This is a genomic window from Myroides albus (assembly GCF_024722315.1).
GTDB classification, from domain to species: Bacteria; Bacteroidota; Bacteroidia; order Flavobacteriales; family Flavobacteriaceae; genus Flavobacterium; species Flavobacterium album_A.
The window spans coordinates 2,489,348-2,515,959 of the sequence record NZ_CP102754.1 but is presented as its reverse complement, the minus strand read 5'-3'; the positions used below and the strand labels follow the sequence as shown (position 1 = coordinate 2,515,959).

Below are 26,612 nucleotides of genomic sequence, written 5' to 3'. Positions count from 1 at the left end.
AGTATACCACAAAGTTTATAATCTATAATATTTACAATAAATGCATAGAATCTATAATTCTTAATATTTTTATTACCTAAATTTCATCTCTTATATTTGCAAAAAATAACAACTTGAAAAACTTTGTCTTTTTAATTGTCGCTATTATCTTAGAAGTAATAGCTACCTCTACACTAAAAAAGAGTGAAAACTTTACCAAACTACTTCCTACTGTAATTACTTTGGCAGGGTATGCTGGTGCATTCTATTTTCTAAGCCTTACGCTGCGAACAATCCCTATTGGCATTGCTTATGCCTTGTGGTCTGGTATTGGAATTGTCTTGGTGACTATTACAGCATACTTCATCTACAAACAAAAACTAGACTTAGCTGCTATAATAGGAATCGCCTTTATCATTATTGGTGTAATAATCATTCAACTCTTTTCAAAAAGCAGTGCACATTAATAGCGTTTTGTTTACTTAAAATAGCATTGTACATTTGCACAAATTTATCAAAGAATTATGCGTATAGATATTATCTCAGTATTACCAGAAATCATCGAAAGCCCTTTTCAAGCTTCAATATTAAAGCGAGCAATTGCAAAAGGACTTGTAGAAGTCCATTTCCACAACTTACGTGATTATAGTACAAATAAACACAAGAATGTAGATGACTATCAATTTGGTGGTGGTGCTGGAATGGTAATGAGTATAGAACCTATTGATAAATGTATCTCAGCCTTAAAAGCCGAAAGAGAATACGACGAAGTAATCTATATGACTCCTGATGGTGAAACACTCAACCAACAAATGGCCAATGGAATGTCTATGCTAAAAAACATTATTATTCTATGTGGACACTACAAAGGAGTTGATCAACGTGTCAGAGATCATTTCATCACAAAAGAAATATCCATTGGCGATTATGTACTTTCTGGAGGTGAATTAGGAGCAGCTATACTATGTGATGCTATTATCCGTTTAATCCCTGGAGTACTAAGCAATGAAACTTCTGCCTTAACAGATAGTTTTCAAGATGACTTACTGGCACCTCCTATCTATACTCGCCCATCTGAATACAAAGGTTGGAAAGTACCAGACATTTTACTAAGTGGTAATTTTGCTGCAATTGACAAATGGCGTGAAGACATGGCCTATGAACATACCAAAAACAGAAGACCTGATTTATTGAACAAAAAATAAAATATAAAGCTCCACAAGTTACTCCTTGTGGAGTTTTTTTATACCTATTTTATCTCACGGAAATACCTCTTTATATTTCTTCCTCCACTATACTTAATCTTCCTCTCATAGTAAAGTTTTAATTCGAATAAATATATTAAGAAGTACGTCCTTTAGTTTGTGAACTAATCTTTCAGTATCAAACCCAATAGACCTACTGACAAATACATGTTCAACTTAACATGAACTCTACACGAAAGTAATCCTGAGCTTATCAAGAAAGTTCCATACGCTATTACACTATATTTTTGCCTTTAAAAAATTGTTTGGCATACCTCCTACTGCCCTAAAAACATCGTCAATTGAATAACAAAATAGCAGTGCATACAAGCTCTGCTATTTTATCTTATGTATGCTGTATAGTATATCCACTTACTCTGGTCTTATCACACCAGAAAATATAACACAATCCTCCACTGCCATAATACACCTCTCCGCCTTCTACATCGGGAATCTCAGAATCTAACTGCATAATGAAGTTCATCTTCTCTCCACTAATTGGACAAGTTAGCACTTCTCCGCTCTGCACCCAAGAAGGCTCTCCGCCTATTCTAAATAAGTTCTCTCGGCTATTCGCACTTGCCCAAGATTGAAATACCCAACGTGCATCAGTAGGTGCTATCTGTACTTCTGTCGGTACCATCGCTTTCTCCTCTACCCACTCAATCTTCATCAAATCTCCAATTTTATGAGGGATTCCCTGCTCATCGTGCTGATAAAACACCACACCATTTTCATTTAGCTCCCGTAAGTGACAACCTAAAACCAATTGAGGTAAGCTAATTGGCAACCCCACTGGTATAGGATTAAGTGTTATCATATGCATAAAGGGATTATTATCATCCTCAGTAAGATATCCTCCCATTTTATAAGTTGTAGATAATGGTGTTCCATTCCACGTAGGATGATCTGTACGTTTTAAATGTACTGCACTTGGCTTGTTTAAATACTTCGGTTCAAACAAAATATGATACGTTTGATCTGAACAGTACCTTTTTACCTTTCCATGTTCTCTACACAATCCCACCCCTTCTAAATAACCATCGATATAATCTGATGAGCTCACATAAGTGCTCAATTCTAATTCTAACGCATGTGGAATAAGGCTTTCTATAGTAGCGATATCCCTTGTCTCTACCAATCCATTAAACAAGTGTATCTTGGTTTCTAAATCAGTATTTGCGCTTAGAAAACGCTCTAAATAAGGAGCTATTAGTTCTCCTGGCAAATTGCGCCAATAGTAATCTGCGTAATAGCTATCCCCATTGGGATTGAGCAAGATTAAATCGTCTATATGTGAATGCAGTATATGAGGTAACTGAATACTCGCATACTCAACCACACTCTCTGCTACAGCACTTTCTTTTTCTTTTAAAATATCAATTGCTATTTTTACTAATTGGCCAAAGTCTTCCTCATTGACATAACTTAATGCACTGTGAAAAAGCGTTGAATCCTTCTCATTATTCGTCAGAAACTCTAAGCAGAAAGCATATATTTCTGCTTCGTCCTTCATTAATCCTCTTAATTGATTATAAACATCAGGAGTTTTCCACTCTGTCAATTTAAAATCTATGGCTAATTGTTGTCCTTTGCTCATATAATTATACATTTAATAAAGCGTCTATTCTTCGCAAGGCTTCCTCTGTCGAAATTCCATCATAAAAGTCTTTTATAAAGATAGAATCTCCCTTTTGATGAGGCAATATAGTAGGTATTCCCTTGCTATTATCTACCTCAACATTCGTTGGCAAAGCAAATGACGTATTGGGTGGATAATTAGGTAAGTTAGTCACTAACCAACCGAAATAAGTTGTCTTATACTCCTTGTCTTCATAGTGTTCATAGTAGTCTTTCATACTCTCTTCACTTAAACTTACCCATACACCATAATCCAAGTATTGACAAGCATCGTACACATATTGTGTCAACACACCTCTCAAATACCAATGTGTTCCTTCTTTATCATCTATACAACATATTTCTTTAGTCAATTCAGCCTGTTCTTTCTCTTCGGGAGATAAGGCTAAATAAGGGTCAGGTGCTTGAAACACCAAGGCAGGCCAATCCTCGTGTTCTTGTCCACAATCTGCACATATATATTTCATTAGAATGTTCCGTTATCTATTATAAATTGTTGATGTTCTGTTATTTCTCCTTCTAAAGATTCTATCTCTCTATAGATCAGTTCCTCTATACAAAAGGCAATTACTGTTCTACTCCAAGACTCATTTTGTAATTCTACAATTTGTCCATACGTCCCTGTATCACTTGGATCAGTATCTATCAGTAAATAATCTCCATTCTTTCCTTCTGCAAAGGGAATCCACTTCGGATTAGCATATCCTGTACACTTAAGTCGGGTATCATAATCTGCAACTGTATCCTCATCTACCTCATCATCATCAAACAGTTCATTGATACTCTCCCATTCATCTGCTATCTTCTCAAAAGGCAGTAGATCATAATCCCATCCGTTGGCATGCAAACTTAAAGCTGAAGTAACAGCATTCCACTTGACATTCCCTATTTTATAGAAGTTGACTAAAATAGCTGGTAACTCTACTTCGTCTAATTGTTCTACGACAGTGTCTAACTGCTCTTGAGTAATACCGTGAGTTGGGTTATAGTATTTATTATCTGCACCAACCCTATTCTCTATTGCTTTTTTCCATTCATACCATACCGCCTCTAAATACTCGAAATTTTCATCTATAGGAAGTAATGCTACTTCTTCTTCCTGTATCTCTTCATAGGCTTGTAAAGATAGTGAATACAGTTCTCCTTGTCTGATATTATACCACACCGTTACATCATTAAACCTGAATGCACCTGCATCATCTGTATCCCAAAGTTTGATACGCTCAGACTTATGCTCGTTATAATACTTCATTGCATCTGATTCTCCATTCAGGTTTAATTGACCTATAAATACTGATATCACAGCCGATGTATAATCTTTTACTTTATAATTTACTTCTATGGTATTAATACTTATTCTATCTTTTGAAAAAGCCCTTAATCCCAATGTATGCCAAATATAAACATCGTTATACTCGCCTGTGAATACCTCAGGCACTCCAAATAGTGCGTACAAAGCTTCTTTTGCTATAGGAAAACTGTATAGATTACCATTTATCTCAAACCCTCTTGATGTAAAATCAAACTGTAGCATGTTTCTTTTTATTTTGGGCTAAAATACCATTAATTTCAAATAATAAAGTCACTGAATACATGGAGGAATTTATTATTTTTATAAAAATATCAACCATGAAAACACTTACACTAAAAACAGATCGCTTGATTTTAAATCAACCTCACTTAGGCGATGTCTCTAGTCTTATAGAAATTATGAGAAACCCTGTGTATAGTCAAAACACAACTAATATCCCTTTTCCTTATACTGAAGCAAATGCTTCTTTTTGGGTGAACTTAGCTTTAGAAGGGCTAAAAGAAGGAGATAAATACATCTTTGCTATCCGATTTAGAGATAACCCCAGTATTATCGGAGGTATCGGATTAGGAATAGATACAGCCAATAACAAAGCTGAAATGGGCTATTGGTTAGACGAGCAATATTGGAATAAAGGATATATTACAGAAGCTGCAAAAGCGTTACTTTAATTTGGTTTTGAAACACTGCATTTAAAGCGAATATTTGCTTCTCACTTCTCACATAATGAGGCATCAGGAAAGATTATGCAAAAAATAGGAATGCAAAAAGAAGGAGTATTAAAGGCACATACACTAAAGGACAATGAATATCTGGATCATGTGTTTTATGCTATTATAAACGAAAAGAGCGTTACTACCCCGTAGGTTTAGTAACGCTCTTTATCTCTATAAGACTGTTTAAATCTTACTTATCTTTACATTTTGCGTTTTATTATTGGTCATATTTATTGTTAAATCACCATCAGTTGCAATATTGACAGTCATGGACACCTCTCCATTAATTGATTCAAAGTATTTATCCTTCATATCGTACACCACCACTTTGCTCTCTTTTCCTTTCATCTCTGCAAATTTCTCTGAAGTGCTTTCTGAAGTAATTAAAGATTCAATTAATAGGTAAGCCTTGTTATTCTCTATTTTGGTTAACTTTACACTTTCTTTTACTGTTAACAAAACTTCGTTTTCAGCAGAAAGTTTGACTTTCTTTTGAGCTTCCGAATCGAAAGTGTCATTTACTTTAATTGGAGTTTCAGGAAAACCACTACTGTTGAACAAATCATCTAATAGGGTTGTTAGATCTTCCTCTAAACTTGCGTATTTTCCATTGAGTTCTTTTGTTAGTTTCAACCCTTTCTTGACATCTAAAGTACCTGATGTGAATCCCTTAATATCTTTTTCTACATCTGTACTAACTAATGAATTAGCTTTAAATTCACGTGTTACAATATTGTCTAAGTCTAATGTAAAGTCTAACTTATTCTTCTTTGCCTTTATCCATTGCAGATTATAAGTAGTATTGTTCTCTGTTGTCTCATAAGTAGGAAACTCTGCTCCTTCTTTCTTCAACAATTCCACCATGTCTTTATCACCTAAGAGGTTAGTGATTGTGCTGTCTTTATCCTCAGAAGTTATCTTATAATTTGTATTTGCCTTCACATCAAGTTGTAAGACAACAGATTCTTGTGCCTGTAGTTGCATTGTAGCTACCATACAACCTACAAATAATAGTATTTTTTTCATCTCTTTTTTTATTAAATCGACTACAAGATACTTACTTTTTAACAAAAAACAGCTTAATTAATTTTATACTATCTGCTATTTCCAAGAGTTTATAGCAAACAACAAGCTATGCAAATCCTGTTGTAAGGTTCTTACACTGGCTTGCAATTCATTATTCATATCAGACATTAGATGAATGTCATCAGATTTAAAAAATCCACCATGACCAAAGTAACGTTCCTCTTCTTTTTTACTGACTTCTTCATCAAATGCAAATAATAACCATCTATTCTTAAGTGTTTGTATTAAGGATAGTTTTCCTTCATTGCTAAACGACTTGTCATTCAGTACTCTCCAAACAGTGGCTGGAAAAGCATTGTCAACATTATTCTCTTTCCAGACGTTTCCGATTAGACTGCGATAATTCACTAATTCCACTTTTTTGCCTTTGGGGTTCAACAACATGAAACCTAATCCCGTACCTACAACACCACCTGCTATATTCAATCCTTTATTTGTATTGTCATTTGTTATCAAAGCTGTAGATAATGTAACAGCTGCGCCGATCGCGATAGATGCTACTGTAAGTTGAGTATTGGTAGTTCCGTTTTTAGCATCTAATACCCTTGCCAATTGATCATATCGCTCCCCATTACAATTAAGTTCCGCTGCTAAAGCATCTAATTCCGTTTGAAAAAGTTGAGTGATAGCAATCATCTGTTGTGTTGCTTGCATTTTTTCTAAAGTATCCTCACTATGCAAGTATTTAGCCAATACTGGTACCAACCCTAAATGGGATGCTAATGTATAATCGTGTTCAGACAATTTCTGAGCGACTAACTCATCTTTAAAAAGCCTCTCTTCTTCAGTTGTATTATCCAAATAAACAATATTAGGAGCGCAATAATTCTGTTGTAAAGCTGTTATTTTTGAACTTTTTATTACGGATGAACAAGAGGACATCACAAATATAAACAGCATACCAACCAATATATTTGACTTAAGCATAACTTTTTATTTTTAAACAAAAATAGTTAATTAAAGTTAAAAAATATGAATTAAAACAAACAACAACCCAATTAACAAACAGTTATACTAAGCTTTAATAATATCACTATAATCAATAATAAAACAATGCTCTTACTTCAACTATGCACTTGAATTTCTAGATAAACACATTAATCCTCGTATTGGAATTAAATCCATAAAAGACGTTTATACACTCCAAATTCATTCATAAAACAATCAAAAACGACAATGACTATGCTAAGAATCTTATTATTTCATCGATCACTTCTTCTGGCTTTTCTGATAATAAGAAGTGTCCACATTCTTTGAGTTTTACTAATGTTAGATCATTAGTACTAAGAGGTAAAGACATTTTCAATATTTCATAACCGCATCCTTGCAAAACTTAAAACATCATAAATGTGAAATTCTTCATGATTTAAAACACAACTGCACTAATCCGGCAGCTTAACCTTATGGGTATCCCATTCTTAATTCGTAAATTTGGACAATTAGAATTGTATAACATAACCTTATAAAATGAGTTTTTTAGAGATTGCTAAAAGCAGATACACTACCAAAAAATACGATGCGACTAAGTCTGTTACTACAGATCAATTAGAACAACTAAAACAAATTTTACAACTTAGTCCCTCATCGATTAACAGTCAACCTTGGAAATTTACAATTGTACAAAGTCCTGAGCTAAAAGATTTACTTGCCACGAAGTCTGCTTTTAATGAGCAAAAGATAAAAGATGCAAGTCATCTGATTGTTTTCAATGTACTCAGTACAAAAGAAAACTACGAAAAACTACGCTTAGCAAATGCAGCTGAAGGTTCGAAGATGTATTACAACAACTTTTTAAAACCTAAATCAGAAGAAGAAGTTACAGCTTGGTTGAAGAATCAAGTATACATCTCATTAGGTTTCTTTCTTGCAGCTTGTGGATCAATGGGTATTGATGCAACACCAATGGAGGGAATTGACACTGGTGAATTTGACAAAATTATCAACCAAGACGGCATTTACAAAAGTACTTTTGCTGTTGCAATTGGACATAGAGATAGTGAAGATGCTAACCAACCAAGTCAAAATCCTAAGACGCGTTTAGCACAAGAAATAGTAATTGAAGTAAGGTAACAATCATTTCGATCACCCGTGACAATTACATTCTGTATCAACTTGTAAAAACAGACAATTAAAACACCTAACAAATAGATTAGCAGCGAATTACAATTTAAAAATAATTCATCAGTTTTTCTATTTTATTTTATATATTTGCACTCGATTTAGATCAACCTCTGGCGAGGTCCGTGTATGTTGCTCTGAACAATAACTATTATACATTTTTTACAATGGCAGATTTAATGAAATTCGTTCAAGACGAATTAATCGCAAAAAAAGACTTTCCAGAATTCAACGCTGGAGATACTATCACAGTTTACTACGAAATTAAAGAGGGTGACAAAAAAAGAACTCAGTTCTTTAAAGGAGTAGTTATTCAAAGAAGAGGACATGGTGCTACTGAAACTTTTACAATCCGTAAAATGTCAGGTAACGTAGGTGTTGAGCGTATCTTCCCTGTAAACATGCCAGCTTTAGAGAAAATCGAAGTGAACCAAAGAGGTAAAGTTCGTAGAGCTCGTATCTTCTACTTCAGAGAACTTACTGGTAAAAAAGCAAAAATCAAAGAAAGAAGAAGATAATCAACTTTCTAAGAGTTATAAAAAAAGAGATTGTACAATGTGCAATCTCTTTTTTTTATGTCTTAAATGTCGAAAAAAAAAGCTATACAGAATCTGTATAGCTTTTCAAAATCAAATTATAAAACCATTTATTTCAACTTATAACGATTGTCATACGTCTGAGTATCAATCAACTTATAATAAGGATCAATCCCCACTTCACTTGGCTTCTCATCTACTATAATTGTAAAGTCATTCTCTATGGCACTTATCTTAACCTTCTGTAGATAAAGTACTTTCTCTGCATCACCTTTTGACTCCACAACTTTATTGTCAATCGCAAAAACACCTACTTCTACATAGTCTCTTAAACGGATAGATTCCTTAACTTCCCCATTACTATCTTGATAGAAGATTTTAGGTGGACCATCTTCATCGTAAATCTTCTCACCTTCATCGTTAGAGCGATACTTACTGACAATTGCTCTAAACTTAACTTCATACTGACCATTCTCAAGTTGCTTTACCTCAGCCTTTTCTATATAATTGTCATACAAAGTAATTGTCTCAAACATATCTTTCACCATATACTTTAGAGAATCAGGAGTTGCTAAATAAATATCATCAACTAATTCCTTTGCTACAGTATAAGGAGCTTCTTGAAAGGCTACTTTCTTAATATACTGTTTAAGAACATCATTAAACACTTTATCTCCTAAATAATCACTCATCGTATAAAATACTACAGAACCTTTGTTATAGTGAATATACTGTTGATTCTCATTATACATTAAAGGAAATTCCTTTTTAGACTCGTTTTTTCTACTCATCAAATAAGAATCTAAAGCCACCTTCAGGAACTTTCGCATCTGCCCTTTGCCGTATTCTTGCTCTAAAACTTTTAAGGAGCTATACTCTGATAAGCTTTCAGATAACATCGTAGCCCCTTTTACATTGGCCCCAATGACCTGATGAGCCCACCACTGATGAGCTACTTCATGTGAAGTAACTGAAAAAGGATAATCTACTGCATCGTTATTTGATTCATCTACTTTTGCTATAAAGCCAATTGTTTCCGAGAATGGAATTGTATTTGCAAAAGACTGTGCAAATGCTCCCATAGTCAAAGGAAATTCAATGATACGCACTTGTTTATGCTGATATGGACTAAAATTCTCAGTGTAATAATCTAAAGATTTTTTTACTCCCTTAATCATTCTATCTATATTATAGTCATGCCCTTTATGATAGTAAATTTCAATATTTACATCATTCCATTTCTCTCTTTTCACTTCATATTTAGCCGAATTATAAGCATAGAAATTCAACATTTTCTGATCCATCTTATAATGGAAGTAGTTTCTATCCTTGTCAACCCATTGCTTTTCTAAATAACCTGGAGCGATTGCAATCTGATCAGAAGAAGTACTTACAGTTGTCTCAAAAGTTATCCAATCTGAATCACTCGATATATAGGTATTAGCTAAAGCATTAGGATCCGTTTGATCAGCCAAACGTTCTCTCTCTGGTAAATCATACTTTTGGCGCACATTATTGTCCGAAAGTTCACGCTGACGTTGATACCCGATTTGAGGAAAATGACCATTATTTATAAAAGTACCATTTTCTAAAACAGGTGAATTAGAACGAATTAACGTATTGGGTTTATTCTCAACTACAAAGTGCATATTAACAGCATCGCCTGGCTTAAGACTTTCTCGCATTTTATATAACTGATACCCACTGATACTATCAATAGTAACTAAATCAGCACCATCAATACTAATTTGATTCTTATAATCAGTACGACAGTTTATCAATAGCGTATCTATAGCCTGCGTTGTCTTGTTCTTTAGGATGTATTTTCCTTGTGCTTTAAAGTCCCTTGAAGCAGGATAAATATCCATGTCAACCTTAACATCTACTATTCTCGGCTGGGCTAATTGTTCATACTTCTTATATTTCTTTTCAATATCAACTGTCAGAAGCTCTATATCTTTAGCAGACCTATAAACATTCAATACCTTATTCTCGTAGTATAAATAACTACCTAAGGCAAGAAATGCAACAAGAAAAATAGCTGTTGGGATTACGATGATGCTTGTTGCTCTGTCTTTTGCAATCGCAAAGCGTTCTTTGACTCCAGCAAAACCACCTCTTCTCCAAAACAGCAAGGTTAATCCACTAATAAAACACACAAATAACAACCAATAAAGTGCATAAATATAAAACTTACCAACACCTACACCATAACCATCCATATCTGAATATCTTGGGGTAGGTAAATCATTAAAGTAAAAGATAAGCTGTTCAATCCCCAATTTGCTGATATAATTCCAACCTATACTCATCGTCAAAAGAGCAAAGAAACCTACAATATAGTTTCTAAAAGCACTTTGAAATGCAATACTCATCAACGCCCATATAATAAATTCTATCCACTGGAAACCTAATAAGTCTTTAAAATACAGTCCAATCTCAAAATTATAATACCCCTTATAAGCTTGTATTGCAACACCGGCAAACAAAATAACCATCAACAGCGTAAACTGCATGAATATTAAGGCGATAAACTTTGATGCAAAAAACACCCAGTTAGGAGTTGAAGTTGAATCTATTAAAAGATTCATTCGCGATAAGATACCTCTATGAACTAAAATTCCCGCCCCTAAAAAAGTATTGATTAAAATAAAAAACTGAAATGTAGACCCTGGCACTTCAAGCATTTGCCTTGTTACTGGATAAGTCTCCGTTCCGTACATCATAGATAAAACCGATGCAACAGACATCATAAACAATAACCCTACTCCTACTAAAATCAGGAATACATTATTCTTTACCAAATGAACATAATCTAACTTCGCAAACGAAAAGACGTTCTTCAATTGTTGAACAAACGAGAAATTATACGTTACTTTAGGTAAATTGATTAGGTATAAACCTCCGAAATTATTCTTTGTCACTCTTTCTCCTTTCTCCTTTTTGGCAAACGAAAGCGTAAAACCAAACTGAGAAAATTGAAATACAATTCCCAAGAACAATAAAAACAACAATGATATACTAATCCAGATCAAACGATTATAGATAAACCACTGTTCTAATGGTAAACTATTGTTGTTTATATCATATATAGTCCAATATTGCGTATAATAGCTAATTGCTTGCTGACCTGAAGGATCTAACAGAGAAGCTACTACACGATATTCTTCCTCTCCTGCAAGCGCATTGACAAAGCCCTTGAACACCATGATAACTAATATAAACACAAAGCCAATGTATACATTGCGCGAAAGCGTAACTAATACAAAGACAATACTTCCCATCAAGAACATATTTGGAATGATACTATACAAATATACTTGCATATAGTTCCAAAACAGATTAGGCCCGAGCAAGTCTGAATTAGCCATTGGTGATAAAGTCGCTAAAAAGACACCTAAACCAATCAAAAAAGAAATACTTAAGGTAACTGTAAAGGCGCTTAAGAACTTCCCTGCTAAATAGTCAAACTTTGAAAAAGAATAAGAATACAGAATATTGTGTACATTATACTTGTAATCTCGATAAATAGAAGCTCCTATTATAGAAGGAAACAAAAAGTACAACAGTGAATTAAACGACTCTATTATGTTGTTAACCATAAGTGGTGAATTCATCTTTAACAGTGATGCTGTTGTCGCTTTTACTTCATCAAACACACCTATGCTACTTGCCATTACAAAAAAAGACAATACGAAAAACAACACAGCATATACGTAGAAAACCCAACTCTTAAACCATCGTTTAAGCTCAAATGAATAAATAGTTCCAAACATAAGCTTAATCCTTTTTAAGTGCTACAAAATACACATCTTCTAAATTTGGCTTTACTTGCACAAATCCTTCTGTTTGCAAAGACTCAGTTGAATATACACGTATATTTATTCTGTTGTCCTGATTGTACTTACTCGATAAGATATTCAACTGCTCATTATAAACAATAGCTTCCTCTCGACTAACCTCTTTATTCCAGATTAAGCCTTCTAATTTTTGTTCAGCTACACGCGGCGTATTACGCTCAAGTAATCTACCACCATTTAATATAGACATCTCGTGGCAAAGCTCATTGACGTCATCAACAATGTGAGTAGAGAAGATAACCGTATTATTTGTACCAATCTCTCTTAGCACATTTAAAAACCTATGTCTTTCTGCTGGATCAAGACCCGCTGTAGGTTCATCCACGATAATCAACTTAGGGTCATTCAACAACAATTGAGCGATACCAAAGCGCTGTTTCATTCCTCCAGAATATCCACTTACACTTTTATTTCTCACCTCAAACAAATTAGTAACCTCAAGTACTTTATCTACAATTTCTTTGCGTTGTGATGTATTTGACACCCCTTTCAAGCGAGCAAAATAATGAAGTAAATCTAATGCTGACATATTGGGATAAACCCCAAAATCTTGTGGCAAATACCCCAATAATTTCCTAAACTCATTTTGTTGTTCTAACACATTGATATCACCAAAATAAATACTTCCAGTATCTGGCTTTTGCAACGTTGCTATGGTTCGCATTAAAGAAGATTTTCCAGCACCATTAGGACCTAATAAACCAAACATCCCTGCACCAATTTCTAAGTCCAAATTATCTAATGCTCTTACACCATTTTTGTAAGTTTTACTTAAGTTTTTAATTACTAATTTCATAATAACACTTTTGATTGTACTCTATAAGTAGCAATTTATTAAGTTTTGTTACAAAATATTAGCACATTTATCTTTTACACTTTACCACTTAAAAGAATACATAGCCTTCAATCCGAATGAAGCAGTATTGTAATTCACTTTCTTACCCAAGGCTTCTACCAGAGAATTAAGGTGCAAAGGCTCATCTTCATTATCAGTATACTCAATTAGCATTGCTCCCTTTTCCTTAAATTTAGAAGCTTGATTATTCAATCCAACATCAGCATAGAGTCCAAGATACAAGCTTTGTCGAAATGCAAATTCTCTTTTAATTCCTACTTCAATAGTCCATGAAAGGCGATTAGCTAACTTTACATTCTTTGATTTTTGCAATCTGGAAAAATCACCTAACCCCATAAAAGAAGGGTCATTTAATTCTATAAAATACTCTTGCATTTCAAGGGAAGTGCTGACGTTTCTCCATTGAATATCAACTTTACTATTAGCAGCGAAAGAATATGCGAAACCCGTGCGAATAGACACATCTACTTTACCTGGAATGATATATTGAATACTGATTGGAATACTCACATTGGTAAACTCCCATTCCTCAACATAAGACTCCCCTTTGTACTTAAATATGTTCAATTTACTATCATCGATATAGCCATTTTGCGCAATACCTTTAGCATCATAAGCAATATTATTCTTACCTATTTTTGTTCCTATACCCAGTGTCCAATAACGATTTAAGTAATAATCATATCGAAAATCTACTCCAAACTCCGCTTTAACTTTTCGATCAAAATTTTGAGGAACACTGCCAAACAGAAATCCTACACCTCCTCCTATACCTACTGCAGCCTCGTGTTTGTCTATTACCCATTTCTCTTGGGCAAAAAGGTTTGTCTTGCCAGTAAACAAAAATGCAATAACAAAACACACAAAATAAGCAACTGAATTGAATTGTAATCTGAAGTACATACCCATAGTTATTTTAGTTAACACTTGTTTAAAAAATCTTTTCCAATATACAGATAGGATTCTCAACTACAAATAGTTAACAGCATAAAAAATAAAAAAAAGTAAACAAAGACACATTTTTCAATTGATACTCACCGAAACCCCTATAATCTACTACTTTTGCATCCTATAAACTTTCACGATATGCTACCGAACATTCTTGGGTATAAAAAAGCTGACATTAAGATTCAGAACGAATTATTAGCTGGTTTAACAGTAGCGATGACTATGATTCCAGAATCACTGTCATTTGCAATTCTCGCAGGTTTACATCCCTTGACAGGTTTATACGCTGCCTTTCTTATGGGGATAATCACAGCTATTTTTGGTGGTCGACCTGGAATGGTTTCTGGAGGAGCTGGAGCTACTATTATTGTAATGATTTCTCTTGTCGCTCTTTATGGTGTAGAATACTTATTTGCTGCCGTTGTTCTGGCAGGAATAATACAAATAAGTGCAGGTCTTTTCAAGCTTGGACGATTTGTGCGTTTTATCCCTCAGCCTGTTATGTATGGTTTTTTAAATGGTCTTGCAGTCGTAATATTCTTTGCACAGATTGCACAATTTAAAGTAAATGACACTTGGCTTACAGGAAGTCCGCTTTACTTGATGATAGGTTTGACCGTAGTAACCCTAATAATAGTCACGCTAATGCCTAAACTAACCAAAACGATACCTGCAACTCTTGTAGCTATAGTGGTCATTACAGCTATCGTATTTTTCTTTCAAATAGATACGAGAAAAGTAATGGATATCGCTCACATCAGTGGAGCTTTGCCAAGTTTTCACATTCCGAGTATCCCCTTTACCTTAGAGACACTACAGATTATACTGCCTTTTTCGCTTGTTATGGCTGGTGTGGGACTGATCGAATCACTGTTAACTTTAAGTATTGTCGATGAAATAACAAACACAAAGGGAAACACTAATAAAGAAGCTATTGCGCAAGGAATAGCTAATATGACAAATGGTTTTTTTGGAGGAATGGGAGGTTGTGCGATGATTGCACAGACACTCGTCAACTTAGATGCAGGAGCCAAAAGCCGAATTGCAGCTATAATCGGATCTATCACTATTTTGTTAGTCATACTTGTAGGGGCACCTATTATTGAACAAATTCCCTTAGCCGCACTTGTAGGGGTAATGATTATGGTTTCTATCACTACCTTTAAGTGGGTTTCCTTTCAATTAGTTACCCGTATGCCAAAAGCAGATATTCTTGTTCTATTCTTGGTAACTGCCATTATCATCACAACACACAATCTTGCCTTAGCTGTATTAATAGGAGTTATCGTCTCTGCATTAGTATTTGCTTGGGATAATGCTATACGCATTCGCGCGCGAAAATCATTTGATAAGAACGGCAATAAAGTCTATGCCATATATGGTCCTTTATTCTTTGGTAGCACAACCACTTTCATTGAGAAATTTACACCAGATAAAGACACTCAGATCATTACTATCGATTTTAAAGAATCGCGTATCGTGGATATGTCTGCATTAGAAGCCTTAAAAAAAGTCACAGATAAATACGAAGATATTCAAAAGAGAGTCATAGTTCTAAATATCAATCCGGAAGGAAAAAGACTAATAGAAAACTCCAAACTATTCAAGAACAACATATTAGAAAACAATTAGATTAAACTCCGTGTGATTCTTTTATTAGGCAATATTCTTTATATTTGAGTTATAATCTTATACCAATCAAAAAAACCTATAATCATGCTTAAAATATCACTATCTCTATTACTTGCTATCTTAGGAGGTTACCTTATTTTTTTAGGACTTAAAGCCGATATGTTACCTCCTACTATTACTGGAATTGGTTTCTTTATCATTGCTATTATCTTTAATCTTCCTAAAGACAAAAAGTAAACGCTACTTCTTTTTTGAAATAGCTTTTAATTACAACCATACAGTTCTCGACTACCCTATTATTTATTAAATAAATAACTATCATACAACAACATAACACAAAAAAAACTTATTAAGGATGAAGAAATAAAATGCGTTTACTAATACATATACCAATAATAATCTTCAAAAAGATAAACATTATTGTACTGATAAGCGCCATCTTTAAACACCCATAACACTTTATAGTTTGATGAACCATCACTGTTATATCCTATTAGATATAAAGAATTAGCTTCTTCATCATAATAACAAAATGTATAACCCTTCCCATTGGGTTGAAACATACTCTCATAAGCCTTTTTAGGAAATACTATTTCTTTACCATGCCATATTATCTTTATTGAAGTATAATATTTATTAGGTTCACCACCTTCGGTACCCCACATCTTTTGACCATTGTATTTTTCTAAAAGACTATATTCTCCCTCATACCTTGTAAACTTATTTTGATTCTTTTCATAGTCAAAATCAGCTATTTTTACAACAATTTTCACTCCAGATCCAGAAAGCACAAATTCAGAGTCTGTTTCAGACTCTATCAAAGGTATCTCTGTAAAAGCTATCAACTCTTTTAATCTATTGTGATAAACCATACCTACCAGCTCGTGCTTTTGTCCACCATTCGCACCTATCCAATTCTCTGGTTCATTATCCGCACTAAACATTTGAACTATCTCACCCGATTTAAATTTACCTACTATAGTACTATTAATATTACCGTGTTTGCGCACATTGACATATCCATCTATATCCACAATCTTAGCCAATTGAGCATAAGATAAAACACTGCTTAATAAGAATACAAGCATTAAATTATACTTGTTCAAAACATCCATACCTATTAATTAGAATTGTCCTTTAATTATATAATTATTCAATTAGAACTTAAAAATCCATCTCATATTTAAACTTAAATCCCTTAGGAGCCATTATAGTATCTCTTTCATACATATTCATATACAGCTCAATTGTATCTTTCTTGCCCTCTACATAAACTTTATAAACATCCAGCAATCCCCTCCCATACCTTCCATTCTCCGTAGCAAAAGGACAGCAACTTCCTACTCTATTATATACAATTGGATTACCATCTAAATCGACTAGCTCTTTCAAATATATACGTTCACTCTCTGGGCCGATACTATCTTTAGCACCACCGATCAAAATTGGGTTAGTCGAAGTATAACCAAATTCATTTTCACCTATATCTACTTTGATTGATGCTAAATCGTCTACAGTCTTTTCCTTTTTACAGTTTGAGAAAAACAAACAAACCGACCCCATTAACAATAAAATAATTTTTCTCATAATTTTACAATAAAGTATCTAACAAAAATCAAATTTAACGATAAAATAAATCTTAAAAAAAAACAAAAAAGCACCTAATCCGAAGATTGATGCTTTTTCTTTAAAATATAATGTGTGCGTATTTTATTACTTCACATAATTGATTTCATTCTTAGGTTCTCCATCTAAGAAACCTTGTTGTTCCATCCAAGTATCACTGTAAATTTTACTCATATAACGTGATCCGTGATCTGGAAATAGCATCACAACAACACTATCCTTATCAAACTCACCTTGTGCAGCATATTGTCTTGTCGCTTGTAATACAGCTCCTGAAGTATATCCCATAAAGAGTCCTTCAGTTCGAGCCAATTCACGTGCAGCTTGTGCAGCATCCTTATCAGTTACTTTCATAAACTTATCTATAACAGAGAAGTCCGTTGCTGTAGGGATTAGGTTTTTTCCTAATCCTTCTATCTTGTAGGGAGCAATTTCATTTGGATCTAATTCTCCCGTTTCATGATATTTTTTCAACACCGAACCATAAGCATCAACTCCGAGAACTTTGATATTTGGGTTTTTCTCTTTTAAAAACCTTGCTGTCCCAGAGATTGTTCCACCTGTTCCAGAACAACATACGAAGTGGGTAATCTTACCTCCTGTCTGTTCCCAAATCTCAGGTCCTGTTGACATATAGTGTGCTTCAGTATTTAACTCATTGAAATACTGATTAATATAAATTGAATTAGGCAATTCCTTTTGTACACTTTTAGCAACCTCATAGTATGAACGAGGATCATCAGCTGGTACATTTGCAGGACAAACATAAACTGTAGCTCCCATTGCACGAAGCATATCAATTTTGTCCGCAGAAGATTTATCACTTACTGATAATACACATTTATATCCCTTAATAGCACTTACCATAGCAATACTAAATCCAGTATTACCTGAGGTTGTTTCTACGATTGTACTTCCTGGTTTTAAAAGTCCTTTTTTCTCAGCAGCTTCAATAATATACAATGCAATTCTATCTTTTGCAGAATGCCCAGCATTAAATGCTTCTACTTTTCCATAGAAATTTCCTGCTAAGCCTTCCGTTACTTTTGGTAGTTTAACTAAAGGTGTATTTCCGATAAAAGACAATACATTATCAAAAGCTTGAATATCTTCTTTCATAACTATTTAATTATAATGACAACCTGTTTTTAGTGAAAACATTTGTCAATTTTACTATTCTAACAAATTTACTAAAAAGGAAATTAACTAAGCGTTAATTCCTTCTAAATCTAACATAAAAGCGAACTCTTTAGCCACCTCTTTTAAAGACTCAAATCGCCCAGATGCTCCTCCGTGACCGGCATCCATATTCGTATCTAAGTACAGCTGATTATGATTGGTCTTTGTCACGCGCAGTTTTGCCACCCATTTAGCTGGCTCCCAATACTGAACTTGAGAATCGTGTAAGCCTGTAGAGATATACATATTGGGATATTGTTGAGCAACGACATTGTCTATTGGCGAATAGGACAACATATAATCGTAATACTCTTTTTCGTTTGGATTCCCCCATTCATCGTACTCTCCTGTTGTCAATGGAATTGTATCATCCAACATCGTAGTCATCACATCTACAAAAGGAACTTGAGCGATTACTCCGTTGTATAAATCAGGACGCTTATTCACGATTACTCCCATTAACATACCGCCAGCTGAACCTCCTTCAGCATACAAGTGCTTAGGTGAAGTATAACCTTGAGCGATTACGTGCTCAGAACAAGCTATAAAATCATCAAACGTATTCCATTTTGTCAATAACTTTCCGTCTTCATACCATTGACGTCCCATATCCTCACCTCCTCTTACATGAGCAATTGCATAGACAAATCCCCTGTCAATTAAGCTCAATCGAGTTGTCGAAAAGTAAGGTTCCATCGAATATCCATACGATCCGTAAGCGTATAACAAGAAAGGGTTATTTCCGTCTTTCTGTAAGTCTTTTTTGTAAATCAAGGACATTGGCACTTGCACTCCATCTTTAGCAGTAGCCCATATTCTTTCTTCTATGTAATTCTCTTTGTCAAAATCTCCGATTACCTCTTGTTCTTTTCGCACTGTTTTCTCCTGAGTACGCATATTAAAATCAACAATCGAAGAAGGTGTTTTTAGCGATTGATAACCATATCGTAGTATTTCTGTATCAAAGTCAACATTAATACCTGTATAAGCATTATAAGTTTCACTCTCAAATGGCAAATAATACGCATTCTCTGGGGCGTTCCAAGGCATAATACACAAATGAGGTAATCCATTTGAACGTTCCGAAATAACAAGGTAATCCCTAAAAATATCGACCCCCTCTAACAATACGTCTTCGCGATGTGCTATAACTTCTTCCCAGTGTTCGAAAGTAGTTTTATCTGTCGGACATTTCATCAACTTAAAGTTATCTGCATCATCCAAGTTAGTCATGATATAAAAATACTCACCATAATGAGAGATCGTGTACTCTACTTCTCTTTCTCTTGTTTGAAAGATTCTAAACTCTCCATCGGGATTATCTGCCTCAAGGATGCGACATTCACTTGTTAAAGTACTGTCATTGCCTATCACTAAATACTTGCGAGATTTCTCTTTGTAAATATGGGTATCAAATGTCTCATCTTCTTCATAATACACCAATACATCTTCTGTTGCAGCCGTACCTAATTTGTGTTTAAAAATCTTATCCGCGCGAAGTGTCACCTCATCTTTACGAGAGTAAAACAGTGTTTTATTATCTGATGCCCAAGTCGAACTTCCTGTCGTTTTTTCGATAGATAAAGGAAGAATCTCCCCTGTAGTCAAATTTTTAATGTGCAACACGTATTCTCTACGTGAAACTGTATCTACGGCAAAAGCTGCCCATTGATTATCTTCTGTTACATTAATTCCTCTCAAATGGAAATAGGAATGGCCTTCAGCCATTTCATTACAGTCAAACATTATTTCCTCATCAGCCTCTAAACTCCCTAATTTTCTTGAGTATATAGGGTAATCTTTTCCTTTTTCAAAACGAGTGATATAGTAATAACCATTGTAGAAATAAGGCACTGATGAATCATCTTCTTTTATTCTGCTTTTCATTTCTTCAAACAAGTCCTTCTGAAAAGCCTTCGTATGTGCAGTTTCCGCTTCGTAATATGCGTTTTCTGCATTCAAATAATCTATAACTTCCTGATCTTCTCTGTCATTTAGCCAGAAGTAATTATCAATTCGCGTGTGATTATGTGCTGTAATTTCGTGCGGCTTAATAGCTGCTAAAGGAGCTTTTCTTATATCTTTATTCATTATTACTATTGTTAAAACACAAAAGTAAGGTTTTAATAGCAAAAAATAGATTAACGCCTTTTAAATGAATTACCCACAAAAATAAAGCACTATATATCAACCAAATACCGCATAATTCTCCACAAATACTCTATAAAAAGCCATAGCAAATAGCAATGACACAACAAAGAGTGCTAAACTTGAAGACAAAATATCATAGCGAATGAAAGAAACAAATTGGTCGCCCTTTAATACTTTCATCGCCCTTGTCCTCTTGTAAAACACAAAGCCAATCGCAATACTAACTACTCCAACAAGTGTATTTAACAACCAACTACCACTATCGTAGATTAATCCTATAAAAAATAAAAGGCCTAACGACATACTCAATAGCGCATTTAAATAACCTATTACTTTGTTTAATTTCATTTTATTATATTTCTTTATTATGTCTCTCAACACCTTGCTGATACTCCATGACCACAGCAGTACCTATTTCCTCTTGTCACTACATCCAAGCCTTGTTTTGGTACTCCACTTCACAGAGCCACTGATCTCGAAGACGACAAAGCTCTCTGTACTTTGAAGTACTAAACCCAATCTTTCCTCCAGCTGTGTAAATGGTTAAACTACCAACATTATAATCCGCTTGCCACCAAAGCTGAGAAACGACTATCTTCTGAATCTTGTGTACCTGAACTATAGTATGGGTGATATCCCACGCCCCTGAACGGATACAAATAAAATCATCTGACACAATTAAAGCTCCATTTCGATAGTATCTCCAAATCAAAAAAGTGGAAAAAACGAAGTACACAACCATTGAACTTACAACCCATTTTATGTCAAATTCCCTATGCATCAGTAAGTAACCCACACACAAGGGAAGTACAACCAAGAAAAAAAATCTAAATCCAAAATAGCGATAATTGTGCTTTAACGTCGCTCCCTCTGTTGTAAACTCCTTATTGTAGAACATGTAGAACAAGTCTTTCATTTCCTCATTTGAGCAACCGGGAATTTCCAAAGCCGTTTTCTTATTCTTAGCATCACTCCCAGCAACTTGATAGACTTTAAAATTAGTAATCTGCCAAAGCTTTTGAAAATAGTTCCTTGTTGCTTTTACAATCTGTACCCTTGAAGGTTTGATAATTGTACTCTTGGTGTGAAGTAGTCCATAAGACAAAAATAAACTGCCATTCTTCAATACAATCTGATAATTGTAATAACGAATAATGGTTCGTATCAGATTCACGAGTAGCACTGCCAATAAAAAAACAGCAAAATACCCTATAATTTCTATTAGAACAATCTCCTTACCTTCGATATAATTCAGAGGATCTTCTTGATAAATGCCCTTATAGATTCGAGATCCTTCATAGAAAAGGGTATTCATAAATACAATAAACGCTCCAATGGTATACAGATAATTTGATGTCGCACCTACTTTAAACAAAGTAGAAAAACTAATCTGCTTCAACTGCTCTTCCTCTTGTTGAATCTGCTTTTCTATATCAGTTTCACCTTGTATTTCAACAGATTGCTTATATGCTAAAAGCGTTTCTTTAAGCTGCTGTCCAACTTCTAAAGACACTGCTGGTATGACACCTTCCTTAGCGCTACTACCTGCAGAGTCTATTTCAATGGCATAGACTTCCAGTATTTTATTTAAAAACGACTGATTGATATTTACTTGTTGAATTTTACTCAGTTGAATCATCGTTTTACTCTTATTGATGATTCCTTTTGAAATCACGAAAGAGTCGGTTTCTCTATCAATGTAAAAAGTAAAATAGCGATAATTCAAATAAGCAAATACCGATAAGACGACAATTGCCAAAATAACGCCATAAACCAAACTCATAGAAATGCTATAATCCGAACGACTTATGCGAACGAAAAGTATCAATAAAATAGGCAAAAAAGCCCGAGCTAATTTTTGAAAACCATTGAGAAAGTTGACAATGATACCGATAGGATCTTGTCGATGTACTTGGTAAAAGTCTATTATTTTACTCATTCTCCTCCGTATTTAAGCTATCTTCCGTTACCGCCAAAGGCTGTACTTTGGTGATGACATAAGCTTTAATTCGCTCTGCATCTTGTAGTTTAAGCCCAGGAATGCTCAAATCCCCCATTTGTCCTCCAGCTGTAAAAAACTCTAATTCACACAAACCATATATTCTTGCAATAGCACCTTCGTACACCTCTATATGTTGCACCCTATTAAAGGGGATGACGATCTGCTTTTTATTAATAAGTCCTGTTTGATAGATGATATCATACTTTCTTACAGCATATCCTTTCTGTTTAAAAGCGAGTACACTCAAGATTACATTGCATATTCCTATACAAATAATAAACAGGGATAAAACATATTTATTCTTTTCTATTGACAAAGCCGTTTCGACAAGATCACTGAAGAAAAAAACACTCAATCCAATGACAAAACACAACAGCAAACGAATGATAGCCCAGAACAACACAATTTTAAAATATTGCTTATCTAAACCAACAAACACCACTTCTTCTACGGTAGGAATACTACTCACTTCCACCTGATTATTGACAAAATCTTCCATTGTAATAACGCACTAAAACTCACTTAATATTCAGTTCTAAATATAGTATATAATTTCATATAATCGCTTTTTGAATACTGTCTTTTACAAAAAATGGAGAGCCAAAGATTCCCCTTTAGCTCTCCATTTCAAATGGTCAAAATTCGCTATAACTCTGAAGTAAACTTAGTTACTTTGTCGATTAATTCTGTTTTCAGTTCCGCGTTTATCACACCATTAACTACATCAAAATTCTCATAGAATTTGGGTAGGGCAAATGTCTCCCTGATATCTCCTCCAAAAGAAGGAAAAACAGTTTTAGCTATATTGAGCGAGTTCTGACCACCATAGCCTCCTGGAGAGGTTGACATCACAAACATCGGTTTGTCTTGAAACACTTTTAACTCCTTACGCGAACTCCAATCAAACAAACTCTTAAAAGCAGCAGTCCAATTTCGGTTGTGTTCTGACATAGAGCAAATAATTGCATCCGCCCCTTTTATTTTTTCCAAAAAGCGAATAGCTCCTTCAGGAAACTCTCGTTTTTCTTCATCTACAGAAAATGTTGGTACAGCGTAATCATTCAAATCTATTACCTCAACTTCCCCTACTGGAAGTAGAGAACAGGTAAATTCAACTAATTGCTTATTGATCGAGGTACTTGATGTACTTCCTGCAAAGGCTAATATTTTCATAGTTATATTTAATTTTTTAGCAATCTTATAATTTGTATTCTTTATTTACTTGATTCTATGTTCTCTTTTTTACTTCATGTGATGACAAACTCACTGCCTATCAGATTTAGGTAACTTCCTGCATCCCTAACTTCCTTTGATTGAATCTAAGTCAGAACAAATGGGAAATCTAATTGACAGAATTGTTTATTCACTCTATCTATCCTATTAATCAATTGAAATTTATTGTAAGTTACTATTTTTATTTTCCCTTCCCTCACTTTATCACAGCAAAAAAAAGTTTGTTGTCTAACCGCTTTTTCTTTTGCTTTCCATTTGTAAATAGTCACTTCAAATCACGTCACAGGAATGAAAAAAATACCAAAAGACAAAGCTGTACCCCCCCTTTTTTAACAGGATTTATATACAGTGGAAAACAAGTGATCTTTCTTAAAAAGTTTGACCATCAAAAGAACACATCGAGGCAAATAAAAAAAAGCCGATATCTTACTTACAAATTATCATATCCCGAAAACTCCTTGGAAACAACTCGTTTCCAATCGCTGTTTTTCTTTATAAAACTATACACTAAAGGACACAGAGGAATTAACTCATATTGATTCTGCTCAATGTAAAGTAGCGTTTTCTCGACTAATGCCATAGCTACTCCTCTACCTGCTAATTCTTCAGGGCTCTCTGTGTGAATCAGCTTTATCACTTTGCCTTCTTCTTGAAAATCAATAAAAGCAGTATAACCATCAACAGTTAATTCAAAGCGATTACCTTGCATATTCTTATACAAATTCAAATTTAGAAACTCATCTTTCATAATAGGCTGTATTTATCTATTGTTTATACTTCAAAAATATAGCCATTATTTCTCAAAGACACTTAATATAGATTAATAACTACCTGCTAACTGTTATTTCAATGAATTACTCCTACGTGGATAGGCAGTTTGTTCGGGCTTTAGAGGTGGTTTGTTCGGATAAAAGGCCATTTTCCCAGTAAATTCCGTACTTGGTCGCACCAATATCCGAACAAAATGCCTTATACATTTTTAGGACAAACCTTCAAAGTCAGGGTACATAGCCCTTTGCACGCATTTTGCTCAAAAAAAGACAGGTTGATTTGTACATAAAAATGTTCTTTTATGTCTAAAGAGTACCTATTCCCTTTGGCTATTCACTCTTTTTTCACAAGCGTACGATAAACAACTAAAAACGCAACACTCTTAATTCCAACGAGGTTAACGTTTACTTTAAGTATTCTATAACATCTATATACAACTTCAAAAGATTTTAATATTTTTGTCTCACTAACTTTAATGTATAACATATGTTCGGCGACTTAATGGGAATGATGGGTAAGCTACAAGAAACCCAAGCAAAAATTGAAGAAACTAAAAAGAGATTAGACACAGTATTAATCGATGAAAAAAGCAATGATGGATTATTGGAAGTTACTATGACTGCCAATAGACAAATCAGAACACTGTCTATATCTGATGAATTAATGAATGACAAAGAGCAGTTAGAGGACTACTTGATTATGGTATTAAACCGTACCATAGAAAAGGCTACAGCTGTTAATGACGCCGAATTAGCTGCAGCAGCTAAAGATGGTATGCCTAATATTCCAGGAATGGACCTATTCAAATAATTATGAAAAAAATAGTATACTCACTTTTATTAGTTAGCGGCTTATTAATTGCCTCTTGTAATGATGGTACATCTTCTAAAGGGAATACAGTTATTACAGGAAATGTAGAGGGATTGAATCAAGGAAAGCTTTATCTATACCAGATGCAAGATACAACCTTGGTAGCTGTTGACTCATTAATCGTAAATGGAGGAAATGCCAATTTTAAATTTGCCTTAGATATTGAAAGCCCTGAAATGTTGTATTTGACATTAGATAGAGGTCATACTGTTTCTCAAGATAATCAATTGGGATTTTTTGCAGAACCTGGTCAGATTAATATTGAGACCAACCTAAAGAAATTCTATGCACAAGCAAAGGTGACAGGGTCAACCAATCAACCAATCTACGAGGAGTATTTGAAAGTACGCGGATCTGTCATAGACAAACAGAATGGCTTGATTGTAGAGATGTTCAATGCTCGTAAAGAAAACAATCAACATGCCTTAGACAGTTTAGTCAACTTAGACAAGCGCCTTAACAATAGAAAATACTTAAATTCAATTAACTTTGCCATTAACCACAAAAACTCTGACGTTGCACCATTCATAGCTTTAACTGATCTATATGATGCTAACATCAAATACTTAGATACTATCTACAACTCTTTAGACAGCAATATTGCAAACCAAAAATACGGTAAGCAATTAAAAGAGTTCATCGCAGAGCGAAAAGAAATGACAACTGTACAAGAATAACAAAAATATCAACGCCTCTATATAGAGGCGTTTTCTATTAAGAAGAATTTGCTTACACAAGAGATTCTCTGTTTCAATTTAAACCTTATCCTATACCATTGAGGAATTACTCACTTTACTTTCTTAAAAAAGCTTCTATAAGCATAGAGCGATCCCACAGGTATTGAATTTTAAT

26 protein-coding genes and 1 pseudogene are annotated in these 26,612 nt (G+C 34.2%); 9 read left to right on the top strand and 18 right to left on the bottom strand.

Annotated features, from left to right (window positions below):
* The first annotated feature begins 113 nt into the window (after nt 1-113).
* Nucleotides 114-446: a DMT family transporter gene (locus tag NWE55_RS11500; RefSeq protein ID WP_155091755.1), complete on the top strand. Its 333-nt coding sequence runs from the start codon at nt 114-116 to the stop codon at nt 444-446.
* A gap of 57 nt (nt 447-503) precedes the next feature.
* On the top strand, nt 504-1,184 hold the full coding sequence (gene trmD / locus NWE55_RS11495) for a tRNA (guanosine(37)-N1)-methyltransferase TrmD (RefSeq protein ID WP_155091756.1): 681 nt from the start codon (nt 504-506) through the stop codon (nt 1,182-1,184).
* 385 nt (nt 1,185-1,569) lie between these two features.
* On the opposite strand, the gene NWE55_RS11490 is transcribed toward trmD, so the two are convergent.
* From NWE55_RS11490 to NWE55_RS11480, 3 genes are read right to left on the bottom strand one after another with little or no spacing between them, the layout of a single operon-like run.
* Nucleotides 1,570-2,823, bottom strand: coding sequence for a hypothetical protein (locus tag NWE55_RS11490; RefSeq protein WP_155091757.1), 1,254 nt, complete (start codon nt 2,821-2,823; stop codon nt 1,570-1,572).
* Nucleotides 2,824-2,827: 4 nt separating this feature from the next.
* Nucleotides 2,828-3,331, bottom strand: coding sequence for a DUF2199 domain-containing protein (locus NWE55_RS11485; RefSeq protein WP_155091758.1), 504 nt, complete (start codon nt 3,329-3,331; stop codon nt 2,828-2,830).
* Nucleotides 3,331-4,398, bottom strand: coding sequence for an SMI1/KNR4 family protein (locus NWE55_RS11480; RefSeq protein WP_155091759.1), 1,068 nt, complete (start codon nt 4,396-4,398; stop codon nt 3,331-3,333). The genes NWE55_RS11485 and NWE55_RS11480 overlap by 1 nt, the downstream gene beginning before the upstream one ends.
* 59 nt (nt 4,399-4,457) lie before the next feature.
* On the opposite strand from NWE55_RS11480, the pseudogene NWE55_RS17055 reads away from it, so the two are divergent.
* Nucleotides 4,458-5,042: pseudogene (locus NWE55_RS17055) on the top strand (GNAT family N-acetyltransferase).
* Nucleotides 5,043-5,075: 33 nt separating this feature from the next.
* Here the strand turns inward: NWE55_RS17055 and NWE55_RS11470 are convergent.
* The 3 genes from NWE55_RS11470 to NWE55_RS11460 form a co-directional block, all read right to left on the bottom strand.
* Nucleotides 5,076-5,918, bottom strand: a complete 843-nt coding sequence (locus NWE55_RS11470; RefSeq protein WP_155091760.1) for a hypothetical protein — start codon at nt 5,916-5,918, stop codon at nt 5,076-5,078.
* Between the two features lie 75 nt (nt 5,919-5,993).
* The gene (locus NWE55_RS11465; protein ID WP_258204071.1) at nt 5,994-6,905 is read right to left on the bottom strand and encodes a hypothetical protein; all 912 of its coding nucleotides are present in this window, start codon (nt 6,903-6,905) and stop codon (nt 5,994-5,996) included.
* A 253-nt stretch (nt 6,906-7,158) separates the two neighbouring features.
* Entirely contained in the window at nt 7,159-7,278 is a 120-nt protein-coding gene (locus NWE55_RS11460) for an alpha/beta fold hydrolase (protein ID WP_258204070.1), read from the bottom strand.
* 167 nt (nt 7,279-7,445) lie between these two features.
* Here NWE55_RS11460 and NWE55_RS11455 point away from each other — a divergent pair, with 167 nt between their 5' ends.
* The gene (locus NWE55_RS11455; RefSeq protein ID WP_155091762.1) at nt 7,446-8,048 is read left to right on the top strand and encodes a nitroreductase family protein; all 603 of its coding nucleotides are present in this window, start codon (nt 7,446-7,448) and stop codon (nt 8,046-8,048) included.
* A gap of 215 nt (nt 8,049-8,263) precedes the next feature.
* Entirely contained in the window at nt 8,264-8,614 is a 351-nt protein-coding gene (gene rplS, locus NWE55_RS11450; protein WP_155091763.1) for a 50S ribosomal protein L19, read from the top strand.
* Nucleotides 8,615-8,742: 128 nt separating this feature from the next.
* Here rplS and NWE55_RS11445 read toward each other — a convergent pair whose 3' ends face one another.
* From NWE55_RS11445 to NWE55_RS11435, 3 genes are all read right to left on the bottom strand, one after another.
* Nucleotides 8,743-12,408 carry an ABC transporter permease/M1 family aminopeptidase gene (locus NWE55_RS11445; protein ID WP_258204069.1) on the bottom strand — a complete coding sequence of 1,222 codons (3,666 nt, stop codon included), beginning with the start codon at nt 12,406-12,408 and terminating at the stop codon, nt 8,743-8,745.
* Nucleotides 12,409-12,412: 4 nt separating this feature from the next.
* Nucleotides 12,413-13,288 (bottom strand): ABC transporter ATP-binding protein, encoded by an 876-nt coding sequence (locus NWE55_RS11440; RefSeq protein WP_160339103.1) that lies wholly within the window; start codon nt 13,286-13,288, stop codon nt 12,413-12,415.
* 81 nt (nt 13,289-13,369) lie between these two features.
* A complete protein-coding gene (locus NWE55_RS11435) occupies nt 13,370-14,251 on the bottom strand; it encodes an outer membrane beta-barrel protein (protein WP_196216217.1) in 882 nt (293 codons plus the stop codon).
* A 183-nt stretch (nt 14,252-14,434) separates the two neighbouring features.
* Between NWE55_RS11435 and NWE55_RS11430 the strand changes: the two genes are divergently transcribed.
* Together NWE55_RS11430 and NWE55_RS11425 are read left to right on the top strand one after the other, a co-directional pair.
* On the top strand, nt 14,435-15,928 hold the full coding sequence (locus NWE55_RS11430) for a SulP family inorganic anion transporter (RefSeq protein ID WP_155091767.1): 1,494 nt from the start codon (nt 14,435-14,437) through the stop codon (nt 15,926-15,928).
* An 84-nt stretch (nt 15,929-16,012) separates the two neighbouring features.
* Nucleotides 16,013-16,165: a hypothetical protein gene (locus tag NWE55_RS11425; protein WP_196216218.1), complete on the top strand. Its 153-nt coding sequence runs from the start codon at nt 16,013-16,015 to the stop codon at nt 16,163-16,165.
* A gap of 140 nt (nt 16,166-16,305) precedes the next feature.
* Here the strand turns inward: NWE55_RS11425 and NWE55_RS11420 are convergent, their stop codons facing one another.
* The 9 genes from NWE55_RS11420 to NWE55_RS11380 all read right to left on the bottom strand — a co-directional run bounded on the left by NWE55_RS11420 (nt 16,306) and on the right by NWE55_RS11380 (nt 24,867).
* Nucleotides 16,306-17,043, bottom strand: a complete 738-nt coding sequence (locus NWE55_RS11420) for a hypothetical protein (RefSeq protein WP_155091768.1) — start codon at nt 17,041-17,043, stop codon at nt 16,306-16,308.
* 49 nt (nt 17,044-17,092) lie between these two features.
* The gene (locus NWE55_RS11415; protein WP_155091769.1) at nt 17,093-17,515 is read right to left on the bottom strand and encodes a hypothetical protein; all 423 of its coding nucleotides are present in this window, start codon (nt 17,513-17,515) and stop codon (nt 17,093-17,095) included.
* Between the two features lie 126 nt (nt 17,516-17,641).
* Nucleotides 17,642-18,673: a cysteate synthase gene (gene capA / locus NWE55_RS11410; protein ID WP_155091770.1), complete on the bottom strand. Its 1,032-nt coding sequence runs from the start codon at nt 18,671-18,673 to the stop codon at nt 17,642-17,644.
* 87 nt (nt 18,674-18,760) lie between these two features.
* Nucleotides 18,761-20,824 (bottom strand): S9 family peptidase, encoded by a 2,064-nt coding sequence (locus NWE55_RS11405; protein ID WP_155091771.1) that lies wholly within the window; start codon nt 20,822-20,824, stop codon nt 18,761-18,763.
* Nucleotides 20,825-20,920: 96 nt separating this feature from the next.
* Nucleotides 20,921-21,232 carry a hypothetical protein gene (locus NWE55_RS11400; protein ID WP_155091772.1) on the bottom strand — a complete coding sequence of 104 codons (312 nt, stop codon included), beginning with the start codon at nt 21,230-21,232 and terminating at the stop codon, nt 20,921-20,923.
* Nucleotides 21,233-21,311: 79 nt separating this feature from the next.
* Nucleotides 21,312-22,823 carry a PH domain-containing protein gene (locus NWE55_RS11395; RefSeq protein WP_155091773.1) on the bottom strand — a complete coding sequence of 504 codons (1,512 nt, stop codon included), beginning with the start codon at nt 22,821-22,823 and terminating at the stop codon, nt 21,312-21,314.
* Nucleotides 22,816-23,385, bottom strand: coding sequence for a PH domain-containing protein (locus NWE55_RS11390; RefSeq protein ID WP_155091774.1), 570 nt, complete (start codon nt 23,383-23,385; stop codon nt 22,816-22,818). The genes NWE55_RS11395 and NWE55_RS11390 overlap by 8 nt, the downstream gene beginning before the upstream one ends.
* A 146-nt stretch (nt 23,386-23,531) precedes the next feature.
* Nucleotides 23,532-24,059: an NADPH-dependent FMN reductase gene (locus tag NWE55_RS11385; protein WP_155091775.1), complete on the bottom strand. Its 528-nt coding sequence runs from the start codon at nt 24,057-24,059 to the stop codon at nt 23,532-23,534.
* A 490-nt stretch (nt 24,060-24,549) separates the two neighbouring features.
* Nucleotides 24,550-24,867: a GNAT family N-acetyltransferase gene (locus NWE55_RS11380; RefSeq protein WP_155091776.1), complete on the bottom strand. Its 318-nt coding sequence runs from the start codon at nt 24,865-24,867 to the stop codon at nt 24,550-24,552.
* Nucleotides 24,868-25,376: 509 nt separating this feature from the next.
* On the opposite strand from NWE55_RS11380, the gene NWE55_RS11375 reads away from it, so the two are divergent.
* Both NWE55_RS11375 and NWE55_RS11370 read left to right on the top strand, forming a co-directional pair.
* Nucleotides 25,377-25,700, top strand: coding sequence for a YbaB/EbfC family nucleoid-associated protein (locus NWE55_RS11375; RefSeq protein ID WP_155091777.1), 324 nt, complete (start codon nt 25,377-25,379; stop codon nt 25,698-25,700).
* 2 nt (nt 25,701-25,702) lie between these two features.
* Nucleotides 25,703-26,437 (top strand): DUF4369 domain-containing protein, encoded by a 735-nt coding sequence (locus tag NWE55_RS11370; RefSeq protein WP_155091778.1) that lies wholly within the window; start codon nt 25,703-25,705, stop codon nt 26,435-26,437.
* The last annotated feature ends 175 nt before the right edge of the window (nt 26,438-26,612 follow it).

Bases quoted from the DNA above. Each gene is read 5' to 3' on its own strand.
- NWE55_RS11460 (WP_258204070.1), bottom strand. From the start codon at position 7,278: ATGTCTTTACCTCTTAGTACTAATGATCTAACATTAGTAAAACTCAAA.
- NWE55_RS11470 (WP_155091760.1), bottom strand. From the start codon at position 5,918: ATGAAAAAAATACTATTATTTGTAGGTTGTATGGTAGCTACAATGCAA.
- NWE55_RS11390 (WP_155091774.1), bottom strand. From the start codon at position 23,385: ATGGAAGATTTTGTCAATAATCAGGTGGAAGTGAGTAGTATTCCTACC.
- NWE55_RS11415 (WP_155091769.1), bottom strand. From the start codon at position 17,515: ATGAGAAAAATTATTTTATTGTTAATGGGGTCGGTTTGTTTGTTTTTC.
- NWE55_RS11375 (WP_155091777.1), top strand. From the start codon at position 25,377: ATGTTCGGCGACTTAATGGGAATGATGGGTAAGCTACAAGAAACCCAA.
- NWE55_RS11490 (WP_155091757.1), bottom strand. From the start codon at position 2,823: ATGAGCAAAGGACAACAATTAGCCATAGATTTTAAATTGACAGAGTGG.
- NWE55_RS11445 (WP_258204069.1), bottom strand. From the start codon at position 12,408: ATGTTTGGAACTATTTATTCATTTGAGCTTAAACGATGGTTTAAGAGT.
- NWE55_RS11480 (WP_155091759.1), bottom strand. From the start codon at position 4,398: ATGCTACAGTTTGATTTTACATCAAGAGGGTTTGAGATAAATGGTAAT.
- rplS (WP_155091763.1), top strand. From the start codon at position 8,264: ATGGCAGATTTAATGAAATTCGTTCAAGACGAATTAATCGCAAAAAAA.
- NWE55_RS11400 (WP_155091772.1), bottom strand. From the start codon at position 21,232: ATGAAATTAAACAAAGTAATAGGTTATTTAAATGCGCTATTGAGTATG.
- NWE55_RS11440 (WP_160339103.1), bottom strand. From the start codon at position 13,288: ATGAAATTAGTAATTAAAAACTTAAGTAAAACTTACAAAAATGGTGTA.
- NWE55_RS11385 (WP_155091775.1), bottom strand. From the start codon at position 24,059: ATGAAAATATTAGCCTTTGCAGGAAGTACATCAAGTACCTCGATCAAT.
- NWE55_RS11425 (WP_196216218.1), top strand. From the start codon at position 16,013: ATGCTTAAAATATCACTATCTCTATTACTTGCTATCTTAGGAGGTTAC.
- NWE55_RS11455 (WP_155091762.1), top strand. From the start codon at position 7,446: ATGAGTTTTTTAGAGATTGCTAAAAGCAGATACACTACCAAAAAATAC.
- NWE55_RS11380 (WP_155091776.1), bottom strand. From the start codon at position 24,867: ATGAAAGATGAGTTTCTAAATTTGAATTTGTATAAGAATATGCAAGGT.
- NWE55_RS11465 (WP_258204071.1), bottom strand. From the start codon at position 6,905: ATGCTTAAGTCAAATATATTGGTTGGTATGCTGTTTATATTTGTGATG.
- trmD (WP_155091756.1), top strand. From the start codon at position 504: ATGCGTATAGATATTATCTCAGTATTACCAGAAATCATCGAAAGCCCT.
- NWE55_RS11485 (WP_155091758.1), bottom strand. From the start codon at position 3,331: ATGAAATATATATGTGCAGATTGTGGACAAGAACACGAGGATTGGCCT.
- NWE55_RS11420 (WP_155091768.1), bottom strand. From the start codon at position 17,043: ATGGATGTTTTGAACAAGTATAATTTAATGCTTGTATTCTTATTAAGC.
- NWE55_RS11370 (WP_155091778.1), top strand. From the start codon at position 25,703: ATGAAAAAAATAGTATACTCACTTTTATTAGTTAGCGGCTTATTAATT.
- NWE55_RS11435 (WP_196216217.1), bottom strand. From the start codon at position 14,251: ATGTACTTCAGATTACAATTCAATTCAGTTGCTTATTTTGTGTGTTTT.
- NWE55_RS11405 (WP_155091771.1), bottom strand. From the start codon at position 20,824: ATGAATAAAGATATAAGAAAAGCTCCTTTAGCAGCTATTAAGCCGCAC.
- NWE55_RS11430 (WP_155091767.1), top strand. From the start codon at position 14,435: ATGCTACCGAACATTCTTGGGTATAAAAAAGCTGACATTAAGATTCAG.
- capA (WP_155091770.1), bottom strand. From the start codon at position 18,673: ATGAAAGAAGATATTCAAGCTTTTGATAATGTATTGTCTTTTATCGGA.
- NWE55_RS11395 (WP_155091773.1), bottom strand. From the start codon at position 22,823: ATGAGTAAAATAATAGACTTTTACCAAGTACATCGACAAGATCCTATC.